Source organism: Mesorhizobium sp. M1D.F.Ca.ET.231.01.1.1 (assembly GCF_003999155.2).
Taxonomy (GTDB): Bacteria; Pseudomonadota; Alphaproteobacteria; order Rhizobiales; family Rhizobiaceae; genus Mesorhizobium.
In genome coordinates this window covers 392,331-408,221 of sequence record NZ_RZOZ02000004.1, presented here as the reverse complement: position 1 = coordinate 408,221, position 15,891 = coordinate 392,331, and the positions used below count along the sequence as shown (strand labels likewise).

Sequence of the window (15,891 nt, the reverse complement as noted above, 5' to 3'; positions counted from 1 at the left end):
CTATCTCTTTGTTCTTACGCAATTCCGGACGGAAATCGCTCACACTTTTCCTGGAATTGCTCTTGGCGATGCTGCCGAAGCGGGCCGGCCGGCCTCACCTGAACATCGGCGACTACCCTGGAACCCCACGCCGTTCGGCCGGCCGCACCTCATCCAGCAGTGTGCGGATAACGCCGGCCATGCTCTCGTTCATGTCGTTGCGCCACAGCGCGAAGGCGACATTGGCTTCGACAAAGCCTTCCGGCGAGCCGCAATCGAAAGTGCGCCCCATGTAATGATAGCCATAGAAGGGCTGCTGTTTTTCCAGCTTCAGCATCGCATCCGTCAACTGGATCTCGTTGCCGGCGCCGCGCTCCTGCCTTTCGAGGATGCCGAAAATCTCCGGCTGCAGGATGTAGCGCCCGTTGATGAAGAGGTTGGACGGCGCCGTGCCCGGTTTCGGCTTCTCCACCATGCCCGTGATGCGGAAGCCGTGATGGGTGTCCTCGCCACGGCCGACGATGCCGTATTTGTGCGCCTCGGCCGGATCGCATTCCTGCACGGCGATGATGTTGTTGCCGGTCTCGGCATAGAGCTCGACCATGTCCTTCATGCAGCTTTTCTCAGACTGCATGATCATGTCGGGCAAAAGCAGCGCGAACGGTTCGTCGCCGACCAGCTCGCGCGCGCACCACACGGCATGGCCAAGCCCCATCGGCACCTGCTGGCGGGTGAAGCTGGTCTGGCCCGGCGCCGGCTGCAGCCGCTGCAGGCCGGCGAGTTGGTCGTCCTTGCCGCGCTGGGCCAGCGTGTCGTAGAGCTCGAACTGGACGTCGAAATGATCCTCGATGACCGCCTTGTTGCGTCCGGTCACGAAGATGAAATGCTCGATGCCGGCGTCGCGCGCCTCGTCGACCACATATTGGATGACCGGCCGGTCGACGACGGTCAGCATCTCCTTCGGAATGGCCTTGGTGGCCGGAAGAAACCGCGTGCCGAGGCCGGCGACCGGGAAAACTGCCTTGCGAACTCGCTTCATGCTCCACCCCATCCGTTTTGCGCCCATTATCCGCTCAGCGATCTGCTCCGCAATACCTCCGAACATTTTGACGCCGGAATGTTGAACTACCGAACGGCTGAACGTGCAGGGCTAAAAGCCGCTACCTCTCTTTTCGTTCCCGGCGGCACCTATGGTAAACTAAATACTAACCCGGTTCGGCGTTGAATGATCCTTCCTGATTTGACGAAGGAGGAAAAGATGTCCGTTCGCAACACCGCAAGGCGTCTGACGGCACTGGTGACGGCCGCCGGCCTCACGCTCGCCTTGCTGATGCCTTCCGGACCCGCTTTCGCCGATGCGGGGTTCCGCCAGTGGGTCGCCGGCTTCCGCGCCACCGCGGTTGCGGGCGGCGTTTCCGGCGCGGTCTACGACCGGGCCATGAGGGGCATCGAGCCCGACCCGGTCGTGCTGGAGAAGGCCCGCACCCAGCCGGAATTCACCGCTCCCGCCTGGGACTATTTCGACAACCGCGTGCATGACCAGTCGGTTGCCAACGGCCAGGCGATGGCGCGCAAATGGAAGCCGTGGCTGGATCGCATCGAGGCACGGTTCGGCGTCGACCGCAACATCCTTCTCGCCATCTGGTCGATGGAATCGAATTATGGCGAAACCCTCAAGCGCGACGACATCATGCGCAATGTCATCCGTTCGCTGGCAACCCTTGCCTATGGCGACCCGCAGCGGTCGAAATATGCCCGCACCCAGTTGGTCGCCGCCTTGAAGATCCTGCAGACCGGCGACATCGACGAAAGCCATCTCATGGGCTCCTGGGCCGGCGCGATGGGCCAGACGCAGTTCATCCCGACCAGCTACCAGCGCTACGCCGTCGACATGGACGGCAACGGCCGGCGCGACATCTGGAATTCGATTCCCGATGCGCTGGCAACCTCCGCGAACCTTTTGAAGAAGAACGGCTGGCAGGCCGGCAAGACCTGGGGCTACGAAGTGACGCTGCCGGCCGGCAAGCTGCCCGGCGGATCCAAGACGCTGGCGCAATGGCAGGCGCTCGGCGTCGCCAGGGCCAATGGCAAGCCGTTCAGGAATCTGAGCGACAAGGCGACGTTGAAGGTGCCGGACGGCAGGGGCGGACCGGCCTTCCTGATGATCAGGAATTTTTCGGTCATCAAGGCCTACAACAACGCCGACAAATACGCTTTGGCCGTCGGCCTGCTCGCCGACGAGATCGCCGGCGGCATCGGCCTTGTGCAGGACTGGCAGCGGCCTTTCACCAAGCTCAGCTTCGAGGAACGGCAGGAATTGCAGAAGCGGCTTTCCGAGCACGGCTATTATGACGGCAAGTTCGACGGCAAGATCGGCGAAGGGTCGAAGGCCGCCATCATGGCTTACCAGGCGAAGGTCGGCCTGACCCAGGATGGCTATCCGAGCCTGGAAGTGCTGAAATGGCTCCGGAAGCAATAGAGCCGTCCATGGCGTGAAGCATCCTTTCAAAGACGGAAAGGATGCTGTAGCGCTTCGGCTTGCGCATGACTTCCCTGCTTTTTGCAGGCTCATGCGCCAAGGGATGGAGACTTGATTGGTTACGGTTGCGCGCATCTGGCTGATCGTTCGCCGTCTGCCGATCCTCGTTCTGGCCATCGCCGTGCTTGCCGTCGCCGGCTCCAGCGGCTTCCATACGCCGGCCTTCGCGCAGGAAGAGGAAAGCCGCGGCTGGTCGCTGCGCGATCTCCTGTTCCCGCGCCGCAGCGAGCGCATCGAGCCGCCGGCCGAAATCCAGAAAGCGCGGCCGAAACCAAAGAAGAAATCCAAGCCGCGCCCGCCGGCCGAACCGGAGACGCCGATCGTCGAGAAGACGCCGGATGCCCGCGTCGTGCTGGTGGTCGGCGATTTCCTGGCGGGCGGGCTTGCCGAGGGTCTCGACACCGCCTTTGCCGACAATCCCGCAGTCAGGATCGTTTCACGCAGCAACGGCTCGTCCGGCTTCGTGCGCGACGATTTCTACAACTGGCCGGTCGAGATCAAGTCGCTGATCGACACGGAGAAACCGTCCGTCGTGGTGATCATGCTTGGCTCCAACGACCGCCAGCAGATGCGCGTCAGCGACGTGCGCGAGCAGCCGCGTTCCGAGAACTGGACCAAGGAATACGAGCGCCGCACCGATGCGCTGGGCAAGGCCATTCAGGATGCCAAGGTGCCGTTCCTGTGGGTCGGCATGCCGGCGTTCGGGGTGGCGAAGATGAACTCGGACATGCTGGCCTTCAACGACATCTATCATTCGGCCGCACAGACGCACGGCGGCGAGTTCGTCGATGTCTGGGACGGCTTCGTCGACGAGAACGGCGCCTTTGTCGCCTCCGGTCCCGACATCAACGGTCAGCCGGTGCGCCTGCGCTCCGACGACGGCATCAATGTCACCAAGGCCGGCAAGCGCAAGCTTGCCTTTTATACCGAAAAGCCCCTAGCAAAGATCCTTGGACTGGCGGCGCCCGGAAGCGTCACCACGGTTTCCGCGCCGGCCGGCGCTCCGGTCGAGGCACCGAAGCCCGCCGCGGCGCCTGTCATCGTCGATCGCACCGCGCCGATGCTGCTCAGCGACCCCGCGCTCGACGGCGGCACCGAACTGCTGGGCGCCGCGCCGCCCGCCAAGGCCGATCCGAACCTGCCGGGTGAAAAGCTGACCGTCGAGGGCAAGGCGCCGACCGCCTCGCCCGGCCGCGCCGACGATTTCTCCTGGCCGCCGAAATCACAGCCTACGACGGCAGCAGCCGCGCCTGACACGACCACCGGCGTCAATCAGTAGCTCATCGGCCAGTAGCTCATCGGCTTGGAGACCGTTTCGGAATTCGCTCCTGCGAATGGTCTCAGCGCGGCAGTACGGTCGTTCCCATCAGCGCCTCGTCGATCGCGCGCGCCGCCTGGCGGCCCTCGCGGATCGCCCACACCACCAGCGACTGGCCGCGGCGCACGTCGCCCGCCGTGTAGAGCTTGTCGACACTGGTCTTGTAGTCGCGATCGTTGGCCTCGACATTCCGCGAGCGGCGGCTGTCGGTGACGACCTTTATCTGCCCGTCGAGTTCCTTCATCACGCTGTCGGGCGCCGGACCGGCAAAGCCGATGGCGATGAAGGCGAGATCGGCACGGATGACGAATTCGCTGCCGGCGATCGGCTTGCGCTTCTCATCGACTTCGCAGCAGCGGACGCCGGTCAGCTGGCCGTCCTCGCCGATGAATTCGAGCGTCGCCACCTGGAATTCGCGCTCGGCCCCTTCGGCCTGCGAGGAAGACGTGCGCATCTTGGTCGCCCAGTAAGGCCAGACGGCGAGCTTGTCTTCCTTCTCCGGCGGCTGCGGACGGATGTCGAGCTGCGTCACGCGCACCGCGCCCTGCCGGAAGGCGGTGCCGATGCAGTCGGACGCGGTGTCGCCGCCGCCGACCACCACCACATGCTGGCCGCCGGCGATGATCGGATGCGAGGGCCAGGCCACCGACTGGATCGGCTCGCCGCCGACGCGGCGGTTCTGCTGCACCAGATAGGGCATCGCATCGTAGACGCCGCTGAGATCGTCGCCTGGGATGTTGGCCGGGCGTGGCGTTTCCGAGCCGCCGCAATAGAGCACCGCGTCATATTCGGCGAGCAGCTCGGCAACCGGCTTGTCGACGCCGACATTGACGCCGCAATGGAAGCTCACGCCCTCGCCCTGCATCTGCTCGATGCGGCGGTCGATGTAATGCTTCTCGATCTTGAAGTCGGGAATGCCGTAGCGCATCAGCCCGCCGGGCCGGCTCTCGCGCTCATAGACATGCACGTCATGGCCGGCGCGGCCAAGCTGCTGGGCGGCGGCCATGCCGGCCGGCCCGGAGCCGATGACGGCGACCCGCTTGCCGGTCTTCCTCTCCGGCGGGTAGGGCCGGATATGGCCGGTCTCATAAGCCTTGTCGGCGATCGCCTGCTCGACCGTCTTGATGGCGACCGGAATGTCCTCGAGGTTCAGCGTGCAGGCTTCCTCGCAGGGCGCCGGACAGATGCGGCCGGTGAACTCCGGGAAATTGTTGGTCGAGTGCAGGTTGCGGATCGCGCTGTCCCAGTCGCCGTTGTAGACGAGGTCGTTCCAGTCCGGGATCTGGTTGTGGATCGGGCAGCCGGTCGGCCCATGGCAGAACGGGATGCCGCAATCCATGCAGCGCGCGGCCTGCTTCTCGACCTCCTTGTCCGACATCGGCAGCGTGAATTCGCGGAAATGCCGGATGCGGTCCGAGGCTGGCTGGTACTTGTGCACCTGCCGGTCGATTTCGAGAAACCCTGTTACCTTGCCCATTGTCCAGTCCCTGCTGTCCGAAGGCACGCTCGAAAGCCTAGCTTGTCGGCGCACCCGTTAACCTCATAAGGCCGCCGTGGCAACCTTGGTTCCGAGGTCAGGATTGTTGGTGAGGATGCCGGCCGGAGCATTTTCTCCCCGGCCATGCCCGAAGCCTATTCCGCCGCCACGCTCATGCGCATGCGTTCCATCTCGATCAGCGCGCGGCGATACTCGACCGGCATGATTTTCCGGAATTTCGGCCGGAAGCTTGCCCAGTTGTCGAGGATCTCGCGGCCGCGCACCGAGCCCGTGTAATGGACATGGTTCGAGATCAGCTGATAGAGCCGCTCCTCATCGTGGCTGGTCATGTCGCCGGAGACGTCGACACGCCCCTTGTGGTCGAGGTCGCCGCCGTGATGGAGCAGCTTCTCCATCAGGTCGTCCTCTTCCGGCACCGGCTCCAGCTCGACCATCGCCATGTTGCAGCGTTCGGCGAAATCGCCCTTCTCGTCCAGCACATAGGCGACGCCGCCCGACATGCCGGCGGCGAAGTTGCGCCCCGTCTTGCCGATGACGACGACGATGCCGCCGGTCATGTACTCGCAGCCATGGTCGCCGACGCCCTCGACGACGGCAACGACGCCGGAGTTGCGCACCGCGAAGCGCTCGCCGGCGACGCCGGCGAAATAGGCCTCGCCCTCGGTCGCGCCGTAGAGCACGGTGTTGCCGACGATGATCGATTCGGCAGCGACGATCTTGGCCTCTTCCGGCGGGCGGATGACGATGCGGCCGCCCGACAGGCCCTTGCCGACATAGTCGTTGCCGGCGCCGACCAGCTCGAACGAGACGCCGCGCGCCAGGAAGGCGCCGAAGGACTGCCCGGCCGTGCCGGTGAGCCTGACGCTGATCGTGTCCTCGCGCAGCCCCTTGTGCTTGAAGCGCTTGGCGACTTCGCCCGACAGCATCGCGCCGGCGGAGCGGTCGACGTTGCGGATCGGCAGCGCGATGGTCACCGGCTGCTTGGCTTCCAGCGCCGGCTTCGCCTGCTCGATCAGCTTGCGGTCGAGCACGTCGTCGATCGGATGCTTCTGCCGCTCGGTCCAGTGCAGCGCCTCGTGCGGCGCATCGGGCTTGAAGAACATCTTCGAGAAGTCGAGCCCGCGCGCCTTCCAATGCTGGATCACGTCGCGCTTTTCCAGAAGGTCGGTGTCGCCGATGATCTGGTCGAGATGGGTGAAGCCCATTTCGGCAAGCAGCGCCCGCACCTCTTCCGCGACATAGAAGAAGAAGTTGATGACGTGCTCCGGCGTGCCCTTGAAGCGCTTGCGCAGCACCGGGTCCTGCGTCGCCACGCCCACCGGGCAGGTGTTCAGGTGGCACTTGCGCATCATGATGCAGCCGGCCGCGATCAGCGGCGCGGTCGAGAAGCCGAACTCATCGGCGCCGAGCAGCGCGCCGATGATGACGTCGCGGCCCGTGCGAAGGCCGCCGTCGACCTGCAGCGCCACGCGGGAGCGCAAGCCGTTGAGCACCAGCGTCTGATGCGTTTCGGCAAGGCCCATCTCCCACGGGCTGCCGGCATGCTTGAGCGAGGTCAGCGGCGAAGCGCCGGTGCCGCCGTCATAACCGGAGATGGTGATGTGGTCGGCGCGCGCCTTTGCGACGCCCGCCGCGACCGTGCCGACGCCGACCTCCGACACCAGCTTGACCGAGACGTCGGCCGCCGGATTGACGTTCTTCAAATCGTAGATCAGCTGCGCCAGATCCTCGATCGAATAGATGTCGTGATGCGGCGGCGGCGAGATCAGCCCGACGCCGGGTGTCGAATGCCTGACCTTGGCGATGGTCGCGTCGACCTTGTGGCCGGGCAGCTGGCCGCCCTCGCCGGGCTTGGCGCCCTGCGCCACCTTGATCTGCATGACGTCGGAATTGACCAGATATTCCGCCGTGACGCCGAACCGGCCCGAGGCGACCTGCTTGATCGCCGAGCGCTCCGGGTTCTTGCCGCCGCCGGGCAGCGGCAGGTAGCGGTCGGCCTCTTCGCCGCCCTCGCCGGTGTTGGACTTGCCGCCGATGGCGTTCATCGCCTTCGCCAGGGTGGTGTGCGCTTCCCTGGAGATCGAGCCGAACGACATCGCCCCGGTCGAGAAGCGCTTGACGATCTCGGCAGCCGGCATGACGTCGTCGAGGGCGACCTTGCTGCGGCCGGTCTCCTCGGCAAGCCTGATCTTGAACAGGCCACGGATGGTCTGCGCCCGCGCGGTCGCGCTGTCGATCTGCGCCGAATAGTCCTTGAACGTGTCCCAGGAGCCCTGGCGCACGGCATGCTGCAAGGTGGCGACCGCGTCGGGCGACCACATATGCGCCTCGCCGCGCATGCGGAACATATACTCGCCGCCGACCTCGAGGTTGTTGCGCAGCACCGGGTCGTTGCCGAAGGCGTCGGTGTGGCGGCTGAGCGTCTCGGTCGCGACCTCGTCCAGCCCGACGCCTTCGATCAGCGTCGCGGTGCCGGTGAAATACTTCTCGACGAAATCCGACTTGAGCCCGATGGCGTCGAAGATCTGCGCGCCGCAATAGGACTGGTAGGTCGAGATGCCCATCTTGGACATCACCTTGAGGATGCCCTTGCCGATCGACTTGATGTAGCGGGAGACGACCTCGTATTCGTCGACCTCTTCCGGCAGCTCGCCGCGCTTGTGCATGTCGAGCAGCGTGTCGAAGGCGAGATACGGATTGATCGCCTCGGCGCCGTAGCCGGCGAGGCAGCAGAAGTGATGCACTTCGCGCGGCTCGCCGGATTCCACGACCAGCCCGACCGCGGTGCGCAGGCCCTTGCGGATCAGGTGGTGGTGCACCGCCGCGGTGGCGAGAAGCACGGGAATGGCGATACGGTCAGGCCCGACCTGGCGGTCGGACAGGATGATGATGTTGTAGCCGCCGGCGACCGCCGCCTCGGCCCGCTCGCAGAGCCGGTCGATGGCGCCCTGCATGCCGGCCGCATTCTCATTCGAGCCGTAGGTGATGTCGATCGTCTTGGTGTCGAAACGGTCCTCGGTGTGGCCGATGGAGCGGATCTTCTCGAGATCGCCATTGGTCAGGATCGGTTGGCGCACTTCGAGCCGCTTGCGGCGCGAGGTGCCGATCAGGTCGAAGATGTTCGGCCGCGGCCCGATGAAGGACACCAGGCTCATTACAAGCTCCTCGCGGATCGGGTCGATCGGCGGGTTGGTGACCTGGGCGAAGTTCTGCTTGAAATAGGTGTAGAGCAGCTTCGACTTGTCCGACATCGCCGAGATCGGCGTGTCGGTGCCCATCGAGCCGACCGCTTCCTGGCCGGTGGTGGCCATCGGCGCCATCAGGAGCTTGGTGTCTTCCTGGGTATAGCCGAAGGCCTGCTGGCGATCGAGCAGGCTGACGTCCTTGCGCAGTGCCCGCGGCTCGACCGGCTTCAGGTCTTCCAGGATGAGCTGCGTGTTGGCAAGCCAGGTCTTGTAGGGATGCCTGGTCGCGATCTCCGACTTGATCTCCTCGTCGGAGATGATGCGGCCCTTGGCAAGATCGATCAACAGCATGCGGCCGGGTTGCAGCCGCCACTTCTGCACGATCTTTTCCTCCGGCACCGGCAGCACGCCGGCCTCCGAAGCCATGATGACGCGGTCGTCGTCGGTGACGATGTAGCGCGCCGGCCGCAGGCCGTTGCGGTCGAGGGTGGCGCCGATCTGGCGGCCGTCGGTGAAGACGACCGCCGCCGGGCCGTCCCACGGCTCCATCAACGCGGCATGATATTCGTAGAAAGCCTTGCGATCGGCATCCATGAGCTTGTTGCCGGCCCATGCTTCCGGGATCAGCATCATCATGGCGTGGGTCAGGCTGTAGCCGCCCTGGAACAGGAACTCGAGCGCGTTGTCGAAGCACGCCGTGTCCGACTGGCCTTCATAGGAGATCGGCCAGAGCTTCGAGATGTTGTTGCCGAACAGCTCGGAATCGACCGAGGCCTGGCGCGCCGCCATCCAGTTGTTGTTGCCGCGCACCGTGTTGATCTCGCCGTTGTGCGCGACCATGCGATAGGGATGCGCCAGCTTCCACGACGGGAAGGTGTTGGTCGAGAAGCGCTGGTGGACGAGGATCAGTGCCGTCTCGAAGCGCGGGTCGTTCAGATCCTTGTAATAGGCCCCGACCTGGTAGGCCAGGAACATGCCCTTGTAGACGATGGTGCGCGCCGACAGCGACACGCAATAGGCGCCGATGTCCTTGTTGTCGTTCTCGGCGTAGATACGGCCGGAGATCACCTTGCGCAGCAGGTAGAGCCTGGCCTCGTACTCCTCGTCGTCAGTGATGTCCGACGTGCGGCCGATGAACACCTGACGATGGAACGGCTCGGACGCGACGATCTCCGGCGCCTTAGACAGCGACGAGTTGTCGACCGGCACGTCGCGGAAGCCGATCAGCGGCAGTCCTTCGGACTGCGCCGATTCGGCGATGATGTCCTCGATATGGGTTCGAAGCGCCGTATCCTGCGGCATGAACCAGTGGCCGACGCCGTACTGGCCGGCGGGCGGCAGCTCGACGCCCTTGGCCGCCATTTCCTCGCGGAAGAACCGGTCCGGAATCTGCACCAGCACGCCGGCGCCGTCGCCGACCAGCGGGTCGGCGCCGACGGCGCCGCGATGGGTGAGGTTTTCCAGCATCGCCAGACCGTCCTCGACGATCTGGTGCGACTTCGCGCCCTTCATGTTGGCGATGAAGCCGACGCCGCAGGCGTCATGCTCGTTGCGCGGATCGTAGAGCCCCTGGGCGGTCGGACCGGTGGCGGTGCGGGTCAGCGTTTTGACGGCTGCCGCTTTCGTCTGCGCGGCCTGGCCGTTGATCGCAGATGGCGTCAGTTCCGTCATCGTCCTGTCCTCCGTTCCGCACCCTGTCGCTGCTTTGGCTTGGGGCGCTGGTTTGCCTTGGGAAGCGAGAATGCTTCCCCTTCATCCTTGCTGCACGTCTCGCGAATTTCTTGCCGAACCATGCGGCCATACGCCCGGTTCGCATCCGGTATCGTACAGGCCAGAGCGGAGCCGTCTACCCGCCGCTCGCGACAATGGCCGGAATGGCACCGATGATACGCCAGTCCAGCCTGTTTTGTGCGACAAAATAAGACAGTACTACTGTCCTAAATTTTGTATGGCAGAATTTGGCGGCCTACACAAGACCGATTCACAAAAATCTCGGCCTCGCCGCGACACAAAATTTCGTGACAGGATTGGGAAACGTAAGCTTTGGTCGCAGCCATGTGTGCCGCCGGCTGGCTTCACCGCTTTGCCAAGGATTGGCCCTTGCGCATCGGACGCCAAAGCAGTCAAGTCGCGCCGCTTTTGCCAATTACACACGGACCTCTCGATGTTCTTTGCATCCGACAACTGGGCGGGCGTCCATCCCGACATTTCGGTAAACCTCTCCCGGCACGCGGCCGGCATCGCGACCGCCTATGGCGACGGCGACCTGGACCGGGCCGTCTACCGCCGCTTCAGCGATATCTTCGAGCGCGAGGTTCAGGTGTTCTTCGTCGCCACCGGCACCGCGGCCAACGCGCTGTCGATGGCGGCGTTGAACCGTATCGGCGGCATCGCGTTTTGCCACTCCGAAGCGCATATAAATGTCGATGAATTCGGCGCGATGGGTTTCTACACCGGCGGCGCGCGCATGGCGCCGGTTCCGGGGCCGTTGGGGCGCGTGAACCCCCAGGCTCTGGACAAGGTCATCAAACGCTATTCGCAGGATCTCGCTCCCGCCGGCCAGCCGATGTCTGTGACGATCACCCAGGCGACCGAGGTCGGCACGCTCTACACCGTTGACGACGTCAAGGCGATCGCCGAGGTCAGCCGCAGGCATAAGCTGCCGCTGCATATGGACGGCGCGCGCTTTGCCAACGCGATTGCCGCGACCGACGTCACGCCGGCGGAGATGACCTGGAAGAGCGGCGTCGATCTCATCTCCTTCGGCGCCACCAAGAACGGCTGCTGGATGGCCGATGCGGTGGTGATCTTCAATCCGGAAGTCGGCCGCGATCTGCGCCTTCTTCGCCAGCGCGCCGGGCAGACCTTTTCCAAGGCGCGCTTCATCTCGGCTCAGTTCGAAGCCTATTTCACCGACGACTTGTGGCTGAGGATGGCGCGCCATGCCAATGCGATGGCCGCTCACTTGGCAGAAACGATCGAGGATGCGCCGGCAGGCCGGCTCGCCTGGCTGCCGCAAGCCAACGAAGTGTTCGCCATCCTCGACCGCGCGATTGCTGAAAAGCTGCAAGCAGCCGGCGCCAAATTCTACGAATGGGGCATGCCGCAGGGTTTTGATGGCCATCTCGGCGACGGCGAAGCGATCTACCGTTTCGTCGCAAGCTTCGCGACCACGACGGAAGAGGTCGACCGTCTCGGTCACTTGTTGGCCGAATAGCCGACAAAAAAGCGGCGCCTTTCGGCGCCGCTTTCGTCTCGGGAGGGAGACGTATTTCCAGATGGAGCCCGCGGGTTACGCGGCAGCCTTGGCCTCGATCTGCTTGGCCTTGTCCGAAGACGAGCTGATCGCGATCTTGCGCGGCTTGAGCTCCTCGGGGATGTTGCGCTTGAGGTCGACGAAGAGGAGGCCGTTCTTCAGCGTGGCGCCCTCGACCTCGACGTGGTCGGCGAGCTGGAAGCGACGCTCGAAGGCCCTCGAGGCGATGCCGCGATAGAGCAGCTCGGAACCCTCGCCATTGCCCTCTTCCTTGCGCTCGCCCTTGACGGTCAGCACGTTGCGGTGCGCCTCGATCGCGATCTCGTCTTCCGAGAAGCCGGCAACCGCCATCGAGATGCGGTAGGCGTTCTCGCCGGTGCGCTCGATGTTATAGGGCGGATAGGTCTGCGCGCTCTCGGGCTGGCCGAGCGAGTCGAGCATGGTGAACAGCCGGTCGAAGCCGACGGTCGAACGATAAAGCGGGGAAAAATCAACGTGACGCATGATGTGTTCTCCTGTTGAGCAACATGGTTTGCGTATGGCCCGGTGCGAAACCCTCGAAAGGCGGTCCGGGTGAGCCAGCGGCCCCGACATCGGCGGCCGCAACCTCCATTTGGGAAGCGCAAAAGGCCATTTCAAGGACTTCGCGCCATCAACTTCCGTTCGATCTTGCCGCCCGATGAACGCCAGATGAACCGAGGCTTCGGCATCCGTTCAGCCACGCGACGCTAAGCTTTGGCCAAGATGACAGACAAGCGGCCCCTCCCCGAGAGCGCGCCGCGACGAGGCCGAACCGGGTGCAACGTCCCTTCCTCCCGGATCGACAGAGGCCGGAAGTGCGCCGCAGGCACTTCCGGCCTTCCCGTTTCGGTTCACCGCAGGTCGCGCAGATCCCCGCAACGCCTTTGCTTTTGGCCCATGGCCGTCTATCACCATGGCAACGCCTGGCCCGTTCGGGCAAAGAACAATCAACGTAGCGCCGAATGACGGACCTTTTCCACCACACCGAGGGCAATCCGCAGCCCGAAAATGCCGGCGGCGGCTTTTTCACCACCCGCGACGGCAAGAAGATCCGCTATGGCGTCTTCGGCGCGGTCGCCCGCCCGCTGCAGGGCACGGTGGTGCTGCTTACCGGCCGCAACGAGTGCATCGAAAAATATTTCGAGACCATCCGCAACCTCGCCGACCGCGGCTTCGGCGTCGCCGTCCTTGACTGGCGCGGCCAGGGCGATTCCAGCCGCCTGCTGCGCGACCGGCAGCGTGGCTATGTCCGCAGCTTCCGGGACTACACGCGTGATCTCGAGCAGTTCTTCGAGGAGATCGTGCTGCCGGATTGCCGCGGCCCCTACTACATCCTTGCCCATTCGACCGGAGCGGTGATTGCGCTGCTAGCCTCGCCGTCGATGGTCAACCGGGTGCGGCGCATGGTGCTGATCGCGCCCTTCCTGGCCGTGCCCGACTTGGCGGTTTCGATAGGCACCATACGGCGCGTCTGCTCGGTGTTCTGCGCGCTGGGCCTCGGCCGCCTCTATGCCGCCCTGGGGCCGCGACCGAAATTGCCGACGCCTTTCGAGGTGAACAAGGTGACCTCGGATCCCGAGCGCTACCAGCGCAACACCGATATCTACAGGGCCTGGCCGCGGCTGGGCCTCGGTGGTCCGACCATCCGCTGGCTGAAGGCCGCCGCCGAAGCCGCGGAGGCGGTCAGCGATCCCGATTTCATGGCAGGGATCCAGGTGCCGATGCTGATCGTCGCCGCCGGCGCCGACCAGGTCGTGTCGACCAAGGCGGTGGAATCCTATGCCCGGCGGCTGCGCGTCGGCTCGCTGTTGATGATCGACGGCGCGCATCACGAGATCCTTCAGGAGAAGGACCTCTACCGCGAGCAGCTGCTCGCGGCCTTCGACGCGTTCATTCCGGGAACCGGCGACCCTTCCTGATCACGGCAGGATGCCGCGAAATCAGCCGCGCAGCGCCGCCATCGCCGCGGCGTGCAATTCCGGTGTCGCCGCCGCCAGTATGTCGCCGCCCTTTTCCGCCGGCCCGCCGTCGAACGTGGTGACGACGCCGCCCGCCTTCTCAATGATCGGGATCAGCGCCACGATGTCGTAGGGCTTCAAGCCGGGATCGGCGACGATGTCGACGCTTCCCGCGGCCACCATGGCGAAGGCGTAGCAGTCCGTGCCGTAGCGGGCGAGCTGCACCTGCTTCTCGAACGCGTCGTAGCGCTCGCGCGCCTCGCCCTTGAACAGCGCCGGCGTGGTGGTGAACAACGTCGCCTGCGAAAGCTCCGTCGTCTTGCGGGTCGTGAGTTTGCGCGGACCGCCCGGACCTTCGTAGTGCGAGCCGGAGGCATTGGCGTAGAACAACTCGCCAGTGAAGGGTTGCGACATCAGGCCGGCGACGGCATCGCCGTCGACCGTCAGCCCGACCAGCGTTCCCCAGACCGGCAGGCCGGAAATGAAAGCGCGCGTGCCGTCGATCGGGTCGATGACCCAGACATGCCGGCTCGAAATATTCTCGCTGCCATGCTCCTCGCCCAGGATGCCGTGATCAGGGTATTCCGCCGCTATCAGCGCCCGGATCGCCCGCTCGGCCTCGCGGTCGGCCTCGGTCACCGGATCGAAGCTTTCCGCCTGCTTGTTGGCGACCGCGCCCTGGCTGCGGAAGCGCGGCAAGGTTTCTGCTGCGGCGGCACGCGCGATGCGCCGCATGAAATCGATGCTGATATCCAAACCCACTCTCCCCATTGCGGCAGCCATCGGCAGCCGCTGTTTTCCGCCGGCGCCGGGGCGTGAAGCCGGATCAGCCGCCCCGTTCCTGTTGCCTCAAAGTCACACCTCGGGCTTCGAAGCGGAATTTCCACATCATATTGAATTAAAAATCCCCGAAGTCGATTGACATTTGTGCATCGCACAATAGTTTTGTTCTCGGACAGCTTACCCTGTCCATGCCCTCCTTGGGCGTTTCCTCCCTAGACTTCGACCGTGTCGTGAAAACGATGCGGTCTTTTTTTGAGCCGCGAACCGCAGCTTGGCTGTCATTCCGCGGCGACCGGCAGGTCGACGAAATGATGGTCGGGCATCGACATCAGCTCCGCCGAAAACCGCGTAAGGTTGTCGGCTAGCGCGTCGAAGCCGGCCGACTTCTGGAACGTCCGCTCGTTCATGTAGAGCCCGCGATTGACCTCGATCTGCAGCGCGTGGAGGTGGCGCGCCGGGCGCCCGTAATGCTCGGTGATGAAGCCGCCGGCATAAGGCTTGTTGTGCGCGACCGCGTAACCCATGCCAGTCAGCAGGCCGATCGCCGTCTCGGTCAAGGCCGCGGTCGCGGAAATGCCGAAGCGGTCGCCGATGATGAAATCCGGCCGCGTGCCGCTGTCGCCGACGCGGATGCTGGCCGGCATCGAATGGCAGTCGATCAGCACGGCATAGCCGAACCTGGCATGGGTCCTGGTCAAGAGCCGCTTCAGCGTCTCGTGATACGGCTTGTAGACGGCCTCTATGCGTCCCACGGCTTCGGAAAGCGGCAGGCGCCCGGGATAGATGTCGAGCCCCTCTCCCACCAGCTTCGGCACCGTGCCGAGCCCGCCCGCGACTCGGGCCGAGCGGATGTTGCAGAAGGACGGCACCGGCTCCGCGAACATGCGCGGATCGAGCTCCCACGGCTCGCGGTTGACGTCGAGATAGGCGCGCGGGAAATTCGCCGCCAGCATCGGCGCGCCGAGCGCGACGGCGCCGCCGAACAGCTCGTCGACATAGCAATCCTCCGACCGGCGTATGGCGTTGCGGTCGAGCCGCGCCATGGCCAGGAAGCGCTCGGGATAGTGGCGACCGCTATGCGGCGAATTGAACAGGAAAGGGACGCGTTGCTCAGCGCCCGATCGGATTTCGAAGGGTGGTACGACCGAAAAATCCTCGGCTGCCGTCTTCAATTTGAACGAACCAGGATGAAGCACTGCATCATGATGCAAAACTGCCATCTTGCGCCCGGCATGTCCAGCATTTCAGCCCTCGTGAAACGGCCGGGCGAGGGGTTGGGCATCAGGCTGACGTTCACTTGATGTTTACCGTCTCCTCCTCATATACAGGATGGTTAACGGCCTTGCCCGGCGGC

At 64.5% G+C, this 15,891-nt stretch carries 11 protein-coding genes; 5 read left to right on the top strand and 6 right to left on the bottom strand.

Annotation, left to right across the window (positions count from 1 at the left end):
- Nucleotides 1-112: 112 nt before the first annotated feature.
- Nucleotides 113-1,018, bottom strand: a complete 906-nt coding sequence (gene galU, locus EN874_RS14535; protein WP_127425346.1) for a UTP--glucose-1-phosphate uridylyltransferase GalU — start codon at nt 1,016-1,018, stop codon at nt 113-115.
- Between the two features lie 219 nt (nt 1,019-1,237).
- Here galU and EN874_RS14530 point away from each other — a divergent pair, with 219 nt between their 5' ends.
- Nucleotides 1,238-2,458: a lytic murein transglycosylase gene (locus EN874_RS14530; protein ID WP_127425345.1), complete on the top strand. Its 1,221-nt coding sequence runs from the start codon at nt 1,238-1,240 to the stop codon at nt 2,456-2,458.
- A gap of 115 nt (nt 2,459-2,573) precedes the next feature.
- Nucleotides 2,574-3,797 (top strand): DUF459 domain-containing protein, encoded by a 1,224-nt coding sequence (locus EN874_RS14525; RefSeq protein ID WP_127425344.1) that lies wholly within the window; start codon nt 2,574-2,576, stop codon nt 3,795-3,797.
- 61 nt (nt 3,798-3,858) lie between these two features.
- Here EN874_RS14525 and EN874_RS14520 read toward each other — a convergent pair whose 3' ends face one another.
- The gene (locus EN874_RS14520; protein ID WP_127425343.1) at nt 3,859-5,313 is read right to left on the bottom strand and encodes a glutamate synthase subunit beta; all 1,455 of its coding nucleotides are present in this window, start codon (nt 5,311-5,313) and stop codon (nt 3,859-3,861) included.
- A 155-nt stretch (nt 5,314-5,468) separates the two neighbouring features.
- Nucleotides 5,469-10,190: a glutamate synthase large subunit gene (gene gltB, locus EN874_RS14515; RefSeq protein ID WP_127425342.1), complete on the bottom strand. Its 4,722-nt coding sequence runs from the start codon at nt 10,188-10,190 to the stop codon at nt 5,469-5,471.
- A 493-nt stretch (nt 10,191-10,683) separates the two neighbouring features.
- Between gltB and EN874_RS14510 the strand changes: the two genes are divergently transcribed.
- Nucleotides 10,684-11,736, top strand: coding sequence for a low specificity L-threonine aldolase (locus EN874_RS14510; RefSeq protein WP_127425457.1), 1,053 nt, complete (start codon nt 10,684-10,686; stop codon nt 11,734-11,736).
- 75 nt (nt 11,737-11,811) lie between these two features.
- On the opposite strand, the gene EN874_RS14505 is transcribed toward EN874_RS14510, so the two are convergent.
- Nucleotides 11,812-12,279, bottom strand: coding sequence for an Hsp20 family protein (locus EN874_RS14505; protein WP_127425341.1), 468 nt, complete (start codon nt 12,277-12,279; stop codon nt 11,812-11,814).
- 479 nt (nt 12,280-12,758) lie between these two features.
- Between EN874_RS14505 and EN874_RS14500 the strand changes: the two genes are divergently transcribed.
- Nucleotides 12,759-13,715 (top strand): alpha/beta hydrolase, encoded by a 957-nt coding sequence (locus EN874_RS14500; RefSeq protein ID WP_127425340.1) that lies wholly within the window; start codon nt 12,759-12,761, stop codon nt 13,713-13,715.
- A 21-nt stretch (nt 13,716-13,736) separates the two neighbouring features.
- On the opposite strand, the gene hisN is transcribed toward EN874_RS14500, so the two are convergent.
- A complete protein-coding gene (hisN, locus tag EN874_RS14495; RefSeq protein WP_127425339.1) occupies nt 13,737-14,510 on the bottom strand; it encodes a histidinol-phosphatase in 774 nt (257 codons plus the stop codon).
- Here hisN and EN874_RS14490 point away from each other — a divergent pair.
- Nucleotides 14,488-14,676 (top strand): hypothetical protein, encoded by a 189-nt coding sequence (locus tag EN874_RS14490; RefSeq protein ID WP_127425338.1) that lies wholly within the window; start codon nt 14,488-14,490, stop codon nt 14,674-14,676. The two genes, hisN and EN874_RS14490, sit on opposite strands and share 23 nt — an antisense overlap.
- Before the next feature lie 139 nt (nt 14,677-14,815).
- On the opposite strand, the gene EN874_RS14485 is transcribed toward EN874_RS14490, so the two are convergent.
- Nucleotides 14,816-15,757, bottom strand: a complete 942-nt coding sequence (locus EN874_RS14485) for an N-formylglutamate amidohydrolase (RefSeq protein ID WP_127425337.1) — start codon at nt 15,755-15,757, stop codon at nt 14,816-14,818.
- Between the last annotated feature and the right edge of the window lie 134 nt (nt 15,758-15,891).

Excerpts from the sequence above, each read along its gene's own strand:
- EN874_RS14530 (WP_127425345.1), top strand. The coding sequence starts at position 1,238 with ATGTCCGTTCGCAACACCGCAAGGCGTCTGACGGCACTGGTGACGGCC.
- EN874_RS14520 (WP_127425343.1), bottom strand. The coding sequence starts at position 5,313 with ATGGGCAAGGTAACAGGGTTTCTCGAAATCGACCGGCAGGTGCACAAG.
- gltB (WP_127425342.1), bottom strand. The coding sequence starts at position 10,190 with ATGACGGAACTGACGCCATCTGCGATCAACGGCCAGGCCGCGCAGACG.
- EN874_RS14500 (WP_127425340.1), top strand. The coding sequence starts at position 12,759 with ATGACGGACCTTTTCCACCACACCGAGGGCAATCCGCAGCCCGAAAAT.
- galU (WP_127425346.1), bottom strand. The coding sequence starts at position 1,018 with ATGAAGCGAGTTCGCAAGGCAGTTTTCCCGGTCGCCGGCCTCGGCACG.
- EN874_RS14510 (WP_127425457.1), top strand. The coding sequence starts at position 10,684 with ATGTTCTTTGCATCCGACAACTGGGCGGGCGTCCATCCCGACATTTCG.
- EN874_RS14505 (WP_127425341.1), bottom strand. The coding sequence starts at position 12,279 with ATGCGTCACGTTGATTTTTCCCCGCTTTATCGTTCGACCGTCGGCTTC.
- EN874_RS14485 (WP_127425337.1), bottom strand. The coding sequence starts at position 15,757 with ATGGCAGTTTTGCATCATGATGCAGTGCTTCATCCTGGTTCGTTCAAA.
- EN874_RS14490 (WP_127425338.1), top strand. The coding sequence starts at position 14,488 with ATGAAATCGATGCTGATATCCAAACCCACTCTCCCCATTGCGGCAGCC.